13 protein-coding genes are annotated in these 14,476 nt (G+C 42.4%); 3 read left to right on the top strand and 10 right to left on the bottom strand.

Annotated features, from left to right (window positions below; genetic code table 11):
- Positions 1-14: 14 nt before the first annotated feature.
- From pyk to dnaE, 7 genes are all read right to left on the bottom strand, one after another.
- Positions 15-1,775, bottom strand: coding sequence for a pyruvate kinase (gene pyk, locus ES017_RS03810; protein WP_021093783.1), 1,761 nt, complete (start codon positions 1,773-1,775; stop codon positions 15-17).
- Positions 1,776-1,823: 48 nt separating this feature from the next.
- Positions 1,824-2,783, bottom strand: a complete 960-nt coding sequence (gene pfkA / locus ES017_RS03805; protein ID WP_075039313.1) for a 6-phosphofructokinase — start codon at positions 2,781-2,783, stop codon at positions 1,824-1,826.
- A 189-nt stretch (positions 2,784-2,972) separates the two neighbouring features.
- A complete protein-coding gene (accA, locus tag ES017_RS03800) occupies positions 2,973-3,950 on the bottom strand; it encodes an acetyl-CoA carboxylase carboxyl transferase subunit alpha (protein WP_021093781.1) in 978 nt (325 codons plus the stop codon).
- Positions 3,935-4,807 (bottom strand): acetyl-CoA carboxylase, carboxyltransferase subunit beta, encoded by an 873-nt coding sequence (gene accD, locus ES017_RS03795; protein WP_021093780.1) that lies wholly within the window; start codon positions 4,805-4,807, stop codon positions 3,935-3,937. The genes accA and accD overlap by 16 nt, the downstream gene beginning before the upstream one ends.
- A 69-nt stretch (positions 4,808-4,876) precedes the next feature.
- Entirely contained in the window at positions 4,877-5,479 is a 603-nt protein-coding gene (locus ES017_RS03790; RefSeq protein ID WP_021093779.1) for a FadR/GntR family transcriptional regulator, read from the bottom strand.
- On the bottom strand, positions 5,466-6,719 hold the full coding sequence (gene ystJ, locus ES017_RS03785) for an NADP-dependent malic enzyme (protein WP_042534766.1): 1,254 nt from the start codon (positions 6,717-6,719) through the stop codon (positions 5,466-5,468). Before ystJ ends, ES017_RS03790 begins: the two co-directional genes overlap by 14 nt.
- Positions 6,720-6,806: 87 nt before the next feature.
- Positions 6,807-10,028: a DNA polymerase III subunit alpha gene (gene dnaE / locus ES017_RS03780; protein WP_021093777.1), complete on the bottom strand. Its 3,222-nt coding sequence runs from the start codon at positions 10,026-10,028 to the stop codon at positions 6,807-6,809.
- Between the two features lie 112 nt (positions 10,029-10,140).
- Here dnaE and ytrH point away from each other — a divergent pair, with 112 nt between their 5' ends.
- Both ytrH and ytrI read left to right on the top strand, forming a co-directional pair.
- The gene (gene ytrH, locus ES017_RS03775) at positions 10,141-10,479 is read left to right on the top strand and encodes a sporulation membrane protein YtrH (protein WP_171334781.1); all 339 of its coding nucleotides are present in this window, start codon (positions 10,141-10,143) and stop codon (positions 10,477-10,479) included.
- Positions 10,476-10,976 carry a sporulation membrane protein YtrI gene (gene ytrI / locus ES017_RS03770; protein WP_171334780.1) on the top strand — a complete coding sequence of 167 codons (501 nt, stop codon included), beginning with the start codon at positions 10,476-10,478 and terminating at the stop codon, positions 10,974-10,976. The genes ytrH and ytrI overlap by 4 nt, the downstream gene beginning before the upstream one ends.
- Positions 10,977-10,983: 7 nt before the next feature.
- Here the strand turns inward: ytrI and ES017_RS03765 are convergent, their stop codons facing one another.
- Entirely contained in the window at positions 10,984-11,931 is a 948-nt protein-coding gene (locus ES017_RS03765; protein ID WP_171334779.1) for a DHH family phosphoesterase, read from the bottom strand.
- A 99-nt stretch (positions 11,932-12,030) separates the two neighbouring features.
- Between ES017_RS03765 and ES017_RS03760 the strand changes: the two genes are divergently transcribed.
- Positions 12,031-12,330 carry a YtpI family protein gene (locus tag ES017_RS03760; RefSeq protein WP_003397988.1) on the top strand — a complete coding sequence of 100 codons (300 nt, stop codon included), beginning with the start codon at positions 12,031-12,033 and terminating at the stop codon, positions 12,328-12,330.
- Between the two features lie 15 nt (positions 12,331-12,345).
- On the opposite strand, the gene ES017_RS03755 is transcribed toward ES017_RS03760, so the two are convergent.
- The gene (locus ES017_RS03755) at positions 12,346-13,656 is read right to left on the bottom strand and encodes a CBS domain-containing protein (RefSeq protein WP_003397990.1); all 1,311 of its coding nucleotides are present in this window, start codon (positions 13,654-13,656) and stop codon (positions 12,346-12,348) included.
- A 73-nt stretch (positions 13,657-13,729) separates the two neighbouring features.
- Positions 13,730-14,407, bottom strand: a complete 678-nt coding sequence (locus ES017_RS03750) for a metal-dependent hydrolase (protein WP_171334778.1) — start codon at positions 14,405-14,407, stop codon at positions 13,730-13,732.
- Between the last annotated feature and the right edge of the window lie 69 nt (positions 14,408-14,476).

Raw genomic sequence — 14,476 nt, 5'->3', positions numbered from 1 at the left:
TTGTCCCCTTCTTATTATAGCACGCTTGCGTGACCACGATAAATGGCACCGAAACTTGCGTCTACTGTAATATCTTGTCCGTCTTTTAAAATGGTTGTCGCATTGTTTACACCGACGATGACCGGGATGCCTAAGCTTAAGCCGACCACAGCTGCATGGCTCGTTAAGCCGCCTTCTTCTGTAATGATCGCAGCAGCTTTTTCTAACGCTTTCATCATATCCGCATCTGTTGCAGGAGCAACTAAAATGCCGCCTTCAATCATTTTTTCAACTGCTTCTTCTGCTGTTTTCGCTACAACAACTTTTCCAAATGCTGATTTGCGACCAATACCTTGGCCTTTGGCAATCATATCGCCAATCATATGCACTTTCATTAAGTTTGTCGATCCTGTTTCTCCAACCGGAACACCTGCCGTAATGACGACGAGATCACCATGTTTCACAATACGTGTATCAAGAGCTGCTTCAACTGCAATATCAAGCATTTCATCTGTTGATGTAGCATGTTGAGCAACGCGTGGGTAAACACCCCAAACGAGCGCTAATTTACGCGAAACACCTTCATTCGATGTAACAGCGATAATTGGCGCTTTTGGACGGTATTTCGAAATCATGCGAGCTGTATGGCCGCTGACTGTCGGCGTAACAATCGCGGCGACATCTAAGTTTAATGCGGTGTGAGCAACCGATTGTCCAATGGCATCTGTAATCGTTGTGCCGCTTTGTTTGCTTCGCTTCGATAATAAGTCGCGGTATTGTAACGCTTGTTCTGTGCGCAAAGCAATGCGATGCATCGTCTGTACCGCTTCTACTGGATAAGCACCTGCTGCTGTTTCACCTGACAGCATAATCGCATCTGTTCCATCGAAAATGGCATTCGCGACGTCACTTGCCTCCGCACGAGTTGGACGCGGATTGCGCTGCATTGAGTCAAGCATTTGTGTCGCTGTAATAACTGGTTTTCCGAGCGCATTACATTTTTTAATTAATTCTTTTTGCACAAGCGGCACTTCTTCTGCCGGAATTTCAACGCCTAAATCTCCGCGGGCAACCATTAAGCCGTCTGCGACTTCTAAAATTTCGTCAATATTGTCTACGCCTTCTTGGTTTTCAATTTTCGGGATAATTTGAATGTGCAACGCGTGATGTTCTTCGAGCAATTCACGAATTTCAAGCACGTCAGAAGCGCGGCGAACGAACGATGCAGCAATGAAATCAATGCCTTGTTCAATACCGAAACGAATATCTTCTGCGTCTTTTTCAGTAATCCCCGGCAATTTCACTTTTACGCCCGGGACGTTCACACCTTTTTTATTTTTCAGTACGCCACCGTTTAACACTTTCGTCCGAATTTCTTTTGCCTCTTTATCGATCGCTAACACTTCTAATCCGATTAATCCATCATCTAATAAAATAGTTGAGCCAACGTGAACGTCATCAATTAACCCTTCATAAGTAATCGAAAATTTTTCTGGCGTACCGAGCACTTCTTTCATGGAAATCGTCACTTCAGAGCCTGCCTTTAACTCAATCGCCCCATTTTCCATGTTATGCGTACGAATTTCTGGACCTTTCGTATCCAATAAAATCGCTACCGTTTTTCCAGTTATTTTTGACGCTTCACGAATGTTGCGAATGCGCGCTGCATGTTCTTCATGACTTCCGTGCGAGAAGTTAAGACGAGCGACGTTCATTCCTGCTTCAATAAGTTGCACAAGCTTTTCTACACTTTCACTCGCTGGACCGATCGTACAAACAATTTTCGTTTTGCGCATAAACACCCTCCTACAAATTGCATATGGAAACGATACCATAAATATACATTAAATTGAAAGCTCTTTGGACAACTGATACATTTTTTGGTCAACTGTATGTTTTTGTGCTAACGCTTCAATGATGTCATGATCAACAAGTTGATTGTTTTGAATGCCGACGCAACGTCCGCCTTTTCCTTCAAGCAACAATTCTACGGCACGAGCACCTAAACGACTTGCAAGCACACGGTCAAACGCTGTCGGTGAACCACCACGTTGGACGTGACCTAATACGGTTACACGCGTTTCAAAGCCTGTTGCTGCTTCAATTCGTTTACCGAATTCCACACCGCTACCGACGCCTTCCGCAACAACAATAATACTATGTTTTTTGCCGCGTTCATGTCCACGTTTGAGACGTGCAACAATTTCATTCATATCATAATCCGCTTCTGGAATTAAAATGCTTTCTGCTCCGCCAGCAAGACCGGCCCAAAGCGCAATGTCACCAGCATGACGCCCCATGACTTCAATGACGTATGTACGCTCATGAGATGTCGCTGTATCACGAATTTTGTCAATTGCATCAATAACCGTATTCAATGCTGTATCAAAACCGATCGTGAAATCTGTTCCTGGAATGTCGTTATCAATCGTTCCTGGCACGCCGACGCAAGGATAGCCGTGTTCTGTTAATTTTTTCGCCCCTTGATACGAACCGTCACCACCGATGACAACGAGCCCTTCAATGCCATGCTTTTTCAATTGCTCAATTCCTTTTAACTGTCCTTCTAACGTTTTAAATTCTGGGCAGCGGGCAGTATATAACATCGTTCCACCACGATGAATAATATCGCCGACATCCCCGATTTCAAGCTTTTTAATGTTTCCGGCAATTAATCCCGCATATCCGTGGTAAATGCCGTACACTTCTAATCCATGGTAAATTGCTTTTCGAACAACTGCGCGAATGGCCGCATTCATTCCTGGTGAATCGCCACCGCTCGTAAGCACACCAATTCTTTTCATCACTCTTCACCTCTTTAAAAAAATAAAATAAGAAGTATGACCTCTTACTTTAAGATAACATGAAGGTATATGGAACACAATACATAATGAAATGTTTCACAAAACGTTGATTTTTTCACGCTACAAAAAGTTTACCCAAAGTCGCCCTTTTCATGTAATAAAAAAGGCCATCGAAATGGATGACCTTTTTTACGTAACGGACACGTGCTGTTGTGACTCGATAAAATCGCCAATCTTTTTATATTTTTCATATCGTTGTGCAATTAACTGTTCAGCGTTTAACGGAAGCAATTCACGCAACGAGCGTTGAAGAACGTCATCAATATATTTCGCCTGTTCATCAACATTTCGATGCGCACCGCCGCGCACTTCTGGAATCATTTCATCAATGACGCCAAGCTGCTTTAAATCTTTCGCTGTAATTTTCATCGTTTCGGCAGCTTTTTTCGCGAGTGACGCATCTTTCCATAAAATAGCCGCTGCCCCTTCTGGCGAAATAACGGAATACGTTGAATTTTCAAGCATATGAACATAGTTTCCGACACCAAGCGCAAGCGCACCGCCGCTTCCACCTTCACCGATCACAATGCATACGACAGGGACAGTCAATCCCGCCATTTCAAACAAATTTCGTGCGATCGCTTCACTTTGTCCGCGCTCTTCGGCAGCTTTTCCTGGATACGCCCCTTTCGTATCAATAAAACAAATAATCGGACGCCCAAATTTTTCGGCTTGTTTCATTAGACGAAGTGCCTTTCGATACCCTTCTGGATGCGGCATGCCAAAATTACGGCGAATATTTTCTTTCGTATCTTTTCCGCGTTGATGTCCGATGACTGTCACAGGCAATCCGTGATATTTCGCAATTCCTCCGACAATCGCTTCATCGTCGCCAAAACAACGATCACCGTGACATTCAAAAAAGTTCGTAAACAACCGATCGATATAATCGAGCGTTGTCGGACGATTTGGATGTCGGGCAATTTGCACACGATCCCACGGGCTTAAATTAGCATAAATATCATTTTCAAGCTTTTCAAGTCGCGCTTCTAACTTATTGATTTCATCTGAAAAATCGACGTCACGATGTTTCGTAAACTCTTTCAGTTCGCTAATTTTTTTTCGCAGTTCTACAAGCGGCTTTTCAAATTCTAATTCGTATGCCATTCGTCTCCACCTCGCGATTGGTGAATGTCTAATACATTCGTTAATTTATCTTTTAATTCATGACGCGGAATAACAGCATCTAATTGTCCGTGTTTCAATAAAAATTCCGCAGTTTGAAAATCATCTGGCAACTCTTCCCGAACCGTTTGTTCGATGACTCGTCTTCCCGCAAAACCGATCAACGCCCCCGGTTCAGCAAAGTTATAATCTCCAAGCGAGGCGAAGCTTGCTGATACACCACCTGTCGTTGGATGGGTCATGACTGAAATGATGAGCCCACCTTGTTCGCTAAACAGTTTTAATGCAGCGCTTGTTTTCGCCATTTGCATTAAACTTAATACACCTTCTTGCATGCGCGCTCCACCTGAAGCGGTAAAAATAATAAAAGGTACTGATTTTTCCATCGCTCGTTCGATGGCGCGTGCAATTTTTTCTCCGACAACTGATCCCATGCTTCCCATACGGAAACGGGAATCCATCACTGCAATAACAACAGGAAAGCCGTTTATCGTTCCTTCTCCTGTCACAACCGCTTCATTCAATTTCGTTTTCTCACGATCTTCCTCAATTTTCTCCATATACTGTGGAAAATCAAGCGGATTTTTAGAAAGAAGGTGACGATCGTATTCATGAAACGTCCCTTCATCTAACAAACACGCAATGCGTTCAGGAGCAGACATCGGATGATGATAGCCGCACGATATACAAACGCGTAAATTTTTCACTAATTCTTTCGTATACATAATTTTTTTACACTTCGGACATTTTGTCATAATGCCTTCAGGTACATCTTGCTTTGCTTGTTCAGATGGAATGGTCGCATACTTCTTCTTTTTGGAGAACAAATCTTTCAGCACATGTTTCCCTCCCCTACTTAGTCCATTTCTACTTTACTGGATAAAGACAACTTTGTTTGTCACATTGTGTCAATTCTCTTTCGACATTTTTTGCATCACGTATTGCTCATAAACGGCTGTTGCTTCTTCGCACGACCGCTTTTGGAGTGCCTTCCACATCTGTTCGTAACATTCGGAAGGGAGCTCGACCGTATATACGTGTTCAAAAAAATCGCTTAATACAAGCCAAATGCGCAACAATAAATAGTTATCGGTCGCTTCTACAATCCGTCGAAAAAATGAATGGTACATACGATCAGCTTGTGCAATGCGCTCGAGCTTCTCGTCCGTCATTCGTTTGCAAGCAAGCTGTAAGCACATTCGTTCCATAAGTAGTTTTGTTTCTATTAAATCTCTTTTTTCCCGATTTCCTTGCAAAATAAACGAGCCAAGTAGTTGAATGAGCTGATGGTCGCCAAACGGTTTCATAAACGTTCCTTCCCCGCGGCGCGTTTCGATTAGCCCAAGCAACTCTAGTGCTCGGAGCGCTTCACGAACAGAAGAGCGTCCGACTCGCAATCGATCGGCTAGCTCTCGTTCAGATGGAAGCCGATCGCCAGGTTGAAGACCTGCTTCTTCAATCATGCGATGAATTTGCCAAAACGTTTCAATGTATACTTTAGAAGTAGTCATGTTCACCCTCACCTGCAATTAGTGCTAATTGCCGTGTTCGTTTTTCTACCTCTTTTGGATCGACAATCACTTGGGCCACTCCTGTTTCCATGGCGGCTTTTGCCACTGCAGCAGCGACAGCTGGAGCGACGCGCGGATCGAGAGGAGCAGGAATAACATAATCAGCACGCAATTCATCTTCTGTAATTAAATGCGCAATGGCTTCTACAGCGGCCATTTTCATTTGTTCATTAATTTGTTTGGCGCGTACATCAAGAGCACCTCTGAAAATACCTGGAAATGCCAACACGTTATTCACTTGATTCGGATAGTCGGAACGTCCTGTCCCAACAACTGTTGCCCCTGCTTGTAACGCCTCTTCCGGCATAATTTCTGGCGTCGGGTTTGCCATCGCAAAAATGATTGCATCTCGATTCATCGTTTCAACCATGCTCGCTGTCAACGCTCCAGCAACAGACACACCAATAAATACATCCGCACCAACGATGACTTCCTGTAACGTTCCTGCTTTTTTCTCATCGTTTGTCCATTGGGCAATTTCATGTTTGATCTCATTCATTCCATATGGGCGCCCTTCATAAATCGCCCCTTTTGAATCGCACATGATGATATGTTTAACCCCGTAACAACGAAGCAACTTCATAATCGCAATTCCTGCTGCTCCCGCTCCGTTAATGATCACTTGAATATGTTCTATTTTTTTGTTCACTAACTTTAACGCATTCATTAAACCAGCAACAGTCACAATCGCTGTTCCATGTTGATCATCATGAAAAACAGGAATGTTCATTTCTCGCTTTAATCGTTCCTCAATCGTAAAACAATGCGGAGCAGCAATATCTTCTAAGTTAATGCCACCAAATGTCGGCTCAAGCAATTTGACGGTCTGAATCATTTGTTCTACATCTGATGTATTTAAACAAATCGGAAATGCATCAACCCCAGCGAAACTTTTGAAGAGCACCGCCTTTCCTTCCATGACTGGCAACGCTGCGTCTGCCCCAATATTTCCAAGCCCTAACACTGCACTCCCATTGGAAACGACCGCCACTGTGTTCGCTTTTAACGTATAATCATATATTTTGCTCGGTTCGGCATGAATGGCTTTGCACGGTTCTGCTACACCAGGAGAATACGCTAAGCTTAAATCGTAAGCATTTCTTAACGGCACTTTCGCTTTTACTTCCAGCTTCCCTTGATAACGCTCATGCATATGAAGCGCTTCTTTAAACAACGACACGACATCTTCCTCCCTAACAAGCGGCCACTGGTCTGACCACTTAACTTCTATAAAAATATAATAAAAATGAAAAATAGTAAAGCATTTTTATTTCACAACGACATTCCCATCCCCCAGCAATGCCGTTAGTTGATGAATGCACTCATCGTGTGGGGACACAGCATATTCATGAGAAAGCTGCACTTTTTTTCGTTCTGCTTCATAGTACAAAATAACAGGTGCATATCCGCGATGAGCGATTAACACTTCTTTTAACTTCTGCAATATAGCTGGCGACGCGTGCTGTTCATCAATTTTCACATAAACACATACCGGCTTCCTCACTTGTTGTACAATGAGATGCCAGCCATTTGGTCGCTGCTCTATTTTCCCTTCCATGTACAACACGCTTCCTTGTTGTAATAAAGAATGAAATCGGCTATAAATCGTCGGAAATGCGATCGCATACCATTCATCGCTATCATCACAAATCGTCACAAACGCCATTTCTTCCCCTTTTTTTGTCCGCTTTTTCGTCACCTCCTCAACGTATGCGATCACTTTGCCAACATTCGCTTTTTCTATTTCCCATTCGTACATACGTTTTGCCCCCCACATCGAATAAAAATGGGCAAATGATTCAACCGGATGGGGGGAAACGTATACGTTAAGCCATTGCTTTTCGTATTTTAATTGGTCGATGAGCGATAACGGTTCAGCATGAACATATTTTGGTCGTACGTCGAGATTAGGGGTCAGAAACTCGGCATGCTCAAGCGCCACGTCAATACTTGCATAAAGGGTTGCACGCTCCACACGAAATTCGTCAAAACAGCCAGAAAAAATAAGCGCTTCGACGATCTTTCTTTGTGAAGGCTCGATACGTAATCGCGAAACGAAATCAAAAAAATCGGAAAATGGTTGTCTTTGACGCTCCCGAATTATTTGTTTAACAAAGGCAGAACTTACTTGTTTAATCGCTAACAATCCAAAACGAATATCGTTTCCATCAACGGTAAAATGCCCTTCACTTCGTCCGACGGAAGGAGGAAGTAAACGTATTCGTTTTTTGCGAAGTTCGTGTACACATTGCATCATCTTTTCTTTTTGTCCGATGACATTTGTTAATAAAACAGCGTAAAAATCGAGCGGATAATGCGCTTTGATATATGCAAGCATATATGCGATATAGCTGTATGCTACTGCGTGGCTTCTGTTAAACCCATAACCAGCAAAACGAACGATGAGCTCATACAATTCGTTTGCGATATGGGCAGCGTACCCATTTTGCATACACCCTTCAATAAAACGCTGTTTCTCTTTTTCCATTTGTCCAACGTCTTTTTTACTTATTGCGCGACGTAACAAATCGGCTTCTGCTAACGAATAGCTCGCCATTTGTTCAGCAATTTTCATAATTTGCTCTTGATACACGATAACTCCATATGTCGATTGCAAAATCGATTGCAAATCATCATGCATGTAAACGATCGGCTCACGCCCATGTTTACGGGAAATATATGTTGGAATTTGCTCCATCGGTCCGGGACGAAATAAAGCGTTTACTGCTACAATATCTTCAAACGTTGTCGGTTGTAATTCGCGCAACACCCGCTTCATTCCTTCTGACTCAAGCTGAAACACACCAAAAGTATCCCCTTGACTGAAAAGCGCATACGTTTGTTCGTCATCAAGCGGTATATTTTCAAAACGTAAACGATGGCCTGTCCGCTGTTCAACGCTATGAATCATTTGTTCAACGATCGTTAAATTTTTGAGGGCAAGTAAATCGAATTTTAATAATCCGATTTGCTCAAGTGCATCCATCGCATATTGCGTCACATACGTTGTCGTTTGTCCGCCTTGAAGGGGGACGATGTCTGTTAACGGGCATGGGCTAATGACAATACCAGCAGCATGAATGGACGTATGCTTTGGCAAGCCTTCAATCCGTTGTACGACGCTATGCCATGGACGTGTATGATCGAATCGTCCCGTAGCTAACGTTTGCTCCATTTCTTGTTCATCTACCTCAAACACACGACCGACTTCACGAATGGCTGAACGCATTCCAAATGTCCCAAACGTGATAATTTGCGCGACATAATCTTTTCCATATGTTTGTTCAATATAACGAATGACTTCTTCGCGACGATGATCAGGAAAATCGATATCAATATCTGGAAGTGACAGACGAGCTGGGTTTAAAAAACGTTCAAACAAAAGCCCGTATTGTAACGGGTCGACTTGTGTAATTCCGAGTATGTAAGCAACGAGCGAACCTGCGGCTGATCCACGTCCCGGTCCTGTCAATATTCCTCGTTCACGCGCAAAACGCATGAAATCAGCGACAATTAAGAAATAGTCACTAAAATTCATCTGTTGAATGATTTGCAGTTCATATTGTAACCGAGTAACATATGCTTCTGGCCGATCAGGAAAGCGTTTCGTGAATTGCTCCCAACACCACGTTTGCAAATATTCGTCAGCCGTTTTCCCCGAAGGAACAGGATAGCGCGGCATAAACCATTTTTTAGACTCAAACGTCACATTGCATCGCTGTGCAATACGCACCGTCTCCTCGATGGCTTCACGATACATTGAAAATAATGAGATCATTTCGTCAGCGCTTTTGAAATGGTATTCATTCGTTAAAAAGCGTGGACGGCTCGGGTCGGCCATTTTCTTTCCGTGTTTCATCGCAAGTAAACATTCAAAAGCAAGCGCATCTTCTTTACACATGTAACGTACATCGTTTGTCGCCACGAGCGGCATGTCCCATCGTTTACTATGTTCAAGAAGTAGGGGCAACAAATATTCTTGTTCTTGTAAGCCGTGTCGCTGCACATTTATATAAAAATCGCCGCGTTGAAATAGCTTCGCGTACGTGTGAACGAGCGTTTCTGCTTGATCGATTTCCCCGTTCAGCAAATGCTGCTCCACTCGCCCATGTACTCCGCTTGTCATACCGATTAATTCGCTCGTGTAGCGGGATAAGTCACATAAAGAAATGCCCTTTCCGTCATTTAATTGAATGGCTGTAGCAATATGGACAAGTTGACGATACCCGTCGTTATTTTTCGCCAACAGCACCAGTTGATCTGTATGCCCATGCTTATCAAATACTGTCGCAATCATACCGATAATCGATTTGATTCCGTGCGCTTGACACGCCTTATAAAACGGAATTACCCCATACAAGACGTTTTCATCCGTTAACGCAACTGCTGAAAATTGAAGTTCACGCGCCCGCATAACGAGCTCCTCAATTTTCACCGTGCTACTTAATAAGCTATAACCACTTCGCACTTGTAGATGGATAAACGACAATGTGTCTCCCACCTTTTCTATTTTTTTCATTATATTCACTATATATGTTGAAAAGCAAAACATACCTTGCTTGTTTGTCCCATATACATAGTATACAGAAGGAGTGAGCGAGATGGAGATGAAAACAGCGTTTTTGCCTGCTTTTATTCAAAGCTATTTCATCGCTTTAGGTGTGTTAGTTGGAGGAGCGTTGATCGGTGGATTTGGAGCTTTTTTATCTGGAGAACCACCGCTGACAATGATGTATCGTTTTGCAAGCAGTTTAAAAATTTGGGCTTTAATTGCGGCGATTGGTGGGACGTTCGATACGTTTTATAGCGTGGAACGCGGCTTTTTTCAAGGGGAAACACGCGATGTCATTAAACAGTTTTTGCTGATTTTATCAGCGACTGGAGGCGCCCAAACAGGTATGACGTTCATTCGCTGGTTTACACAGGAGAATAGCGCATGAGAGTTCCACCATATGCACGTGATCCGGGCTGGCAACGATTTTTCGCTGGAGCCATGATTGGTGCAATCGTTAGTTGGATCGTTTTCGCACAAATTTTTGGCATTTTGCAAGAGAAACAAGTACGCCAATTAAAAACTCAGCAAGAAATCATTGCGCAGCTAAAGCATGATTTAAACATTTGGCAACAAGATTATGTTCAGCTGAATGAAGAAAATAAAAAGCGACTGATGATTCAATCGATTGATGTGAAAGTAATTAACGCCCAATCTTACGGCATCGATACGTACACAACATTTCGCATTGAAGAAAATATAAAAAAAGACATTCAACATATTACAGCGAAAGATATTGAAACAGTATATAAAAGCAAAGAGCTATTAAAAAAAGCAATTGAAAATAAAACATACGTCATTGACAATCGAACGTACCGTCTCGATATCGAAACGATTTTATTTTTCACTAACGTATCGATTGAAATAAAATTAAAGCAACAGTAGATATGTTCTACTGTTGCTTACATACTTCATTTAAGTCAGCCAATACGTGTTTTACTTCTTCCCACGAATAGATGGACGCTCCTGCTGCTAGCGGATGACCTCCACCGCGATATTTTTTAGCTACTTCATTGACGATCGGACCTCTTGAGCGAAGACGAACGCGAATTTGATCATCTTCCTCCACGAAAAATACCCACGCCTTTATTCCTTCAATATTTCCAAGCACGCTAACGAGTTGTGAAGCTTCTGTTGGCGTCGCATCGTACTGGCTCAATAGTTCCTTTGTTAATATAATGTGGGCAACGCCGTGTTCAGACAGCTCGAAATGTTGCAACACATACCCACTTAAATGAGCAATCGATAATTTTGTTCGGTATAGTTGTTCGTACAAATCAACAAAAGAAAAGCCGTACTCGATTAGCTCGCTCGCATACTTAAATGTTTTCGGATTCGTGCTAGGGAAAAGGAAACGACCTGTATCGCCAACAATGCCAGCATAAATTAAGCGAGCTGCCTCTTTCGTTAAAACAAGGCCGCGCTCTTTTCCCATTAAATATAGCTCATAAATCATCTCACTAACCGAGCTGGCACTCGTATCTACCCATAATATGTCACCGTACGGATCTTCATTTGGATGATGATCGATTTTAATAATTTTCTTTCCGAGCTTATAGCGTTGATCGCATACGCGCTCTTCATTCGCCGTATCGCAAACGATCACAAGAGCATCATGATACATTTCATCTGGGATGACATCCATTTTACGCAAAAATTCGAGCGATGGTTCGTCTTTTCCAACCGTATATACTCGTTTTTCTGGAAATGACGCTTGAATTAGTTCTGCTAATCCTCCTTGCGAGCCGTACGCATCAGGATCTGGTCGAACGTGACGGTGAATAATAATTGTGTCAAACTGTTCAATATGATCAATAATTTCCAAAACTTTTTGTTCCATGGCGCTTCTCCCTTTTTTTCTCCATTAAAACATATTTTATTATGATTCGAAAAGATGTAAAATAATCACGCAACAACTTTTTATGTCGGAGGGCTAGATATGCCAATATTTGTTATACTTATCGTTTTTTCGTTGTCGTTTTATTTGTATTACAAAATCAAATATGTTCGCAGTAAAAAGCCGATGGAGCGGAAATGGATTAGTGCTAAATCAAGCATAGCGCTCGGCTCGTTTGTATTTTTCTTTGCAATTAACCAATTTCTCATTCATCGCTCAACTGTCTCGCTCATTGTCGGCATTGTTTTTCTCCTCGTTGGTGCGGGAAGCATATGGTCAGGCTATCGCGCTCATCGCTACTATTTTCCGCTTGCGGTAAAAGAGGCGGAAGAAACAAAATAGGCTGCTACATGCAGCCTATTGTCGTTCAAGTAATTGACACATCATTAACGCCTTTCCGACAAGCGTTCCTTCATTAAATACTTCGACGTCCACCTTTCCAAACTTACGACCGATTTCTAATAATTTTGGCTTAATATCGATGACCGTATCAATTTGTACAGGTTTAATAAAATAAATTGTAATGTTTTCGACAACAAGGTCTCCACGCTTATGTAGGCGAAGAGCCCTCGTAGCCGCCTCGGTCACAATGGTTGTAAACACCCCGTACGATAACGTCCCTAAATGGTTTGTCATTTGCGGAGTAATGTTGCAGCGAAAAACACCGTCAACCGTTTCGGTTAAAAACTGGGTGGTGACAATATCATCGATCGTCTCACCGACTTGTGGCTGGCGTTGTGCGAGTTGCAATGCTTTTAATACATCTTGTCGGCTAATGATTCCTTGTAGCCGATTGTATTCATCAACAACGGGCAATACTTCAATTCCTTCCCACACCATCATATGCGAAGCGGAAGCGACAGACGTTTTTCCGCTTACTGTAATCGGATGTTTCGTCATTACTTTTTCAATCGGCACATCACGCTCGTAACCCATAATATCTTTTGCCGTCACAATACCTTGCACTTTTAATTGTTGATCAATTACAGGAAAGCGACTATGCTTCGTTTCTCGATTTAGCTCGTACCACCGTTCTACTTGATCTGTTACATACAAATATGCTGTTTTTTCAAATGGCGTCAAAATATCTTCGACGAGAACAATTTCCTTTTTAATGAGCTGATCATAAATGGCTCGGTTAATCATCGTCGCAACTGTAAACGTATCATAACTTGTTGAAATAATTGGCAATTGCCGCTCATCCGCTAATTTTTTCACATGCTCTTCCGTATCAAAACCACCTGTAATCAAAACGCCTGCGCCCGCTTCAATCGCTAGTTCGTGCGCTTTCGTCCGATTGCCAACGATCAATAAATTCCCCGCGCCTGTATATCGCATCATTGCTTCAAGCTTCATCGCACCGATCACAAATTTATTTAACGTTTTATGTAATCCTTCTTTTCCCCCGAGCACTTGCCCGTCAACAATATTGACAACTTCCGCATACGTTAGCTTTTCGATATTTTCTTTCTTTTTTTGTTCAATTCGAATCGTTCCGACGCGCTCAATCGTACTGACGTATCCTTTTGTTTCGGCGTCTTTTATAGCACGATATGCTGTTCCTTCGCTTACTCCCATTTCTTTCGCAATTTGGCGAACAGATATTTTTTCCCCAACTGGTAACGTTTCGATATATTGTAAAATTTGTTCGTGCTTCGTAATCGTCAAGTTGCCCCACCCTTTTTCGACAGTTTGTTACTTTTATTATAAGGGTGTGCTTGACCGCATTCAATGAGCGTTTTCACAGCTCAATACTTTCGCCAACATGCAATATGCGCCCCACACCCTCGATCATCTTCACAAATCGTTGCGGATCTTGTTGAATGACCGGGAATGTATTGTAATGAATCGGCACAGCTATTTTCGCTTTTAACCATCTCGCCGCAACTGCCGCATCCTCTGGTCCCATCGTAAAATTATCACCAATTGGTAAAAAGGCAACATCAATATCATTCATTTCCCCGATGAGCTTCATATCAGAAAATAACGCTGTATCCCCCGCATGGTAAATCGTCTTTCCTTCCGCGCTAAACAAAATACCGCTTGGCATTCCTGTATAAACGATCGTTTCATTTTCTTCTACATAGCTTGAGCCATGAAACGCTTGCGTCAGTTTTACTTTTCCAAAATCAAAAGAAAACGATCCACCGATGTGCATCGGGTGAACGCGAACACCTTTCCATCCTAAATACGTGGCTAATTCATAAGGAGCAATGACGAGAGCATCGTGTTTTTTCGCTAATGCAACCGTATCGCCCACGTGATCATTATGTCCGTGTGTCAATAAAATAACGTCAACATAAACATCCTCCGCTTTTAAATCCGTCGTCGGATTGCCTGTAATAAACGGATCAATGAAAATTGTTTTTCCGCTCGTCTCAATTTTAACAACAGAATGTCCGTGATAAGTGACTTTCATGTTTCGTGCTCCTTTCTTTGTTTTTGACATGATTTTGTTTCTTCATTTGTTCACTATTTCCTTCTTTTT

Origin of the sequence: Anoxybacillus sp. EFIL (assembly GCF_013096955.1) — a bacterium.
GTDB lineage: Bacteria > Bacillota > Bacilli > Bacillales > Anoxybacillaceae > Anoxybacillus > Anoxybacillus ayderensis.
This window is presented reverse-complemented; position numbering and strand designations above follow the sequence as displayed.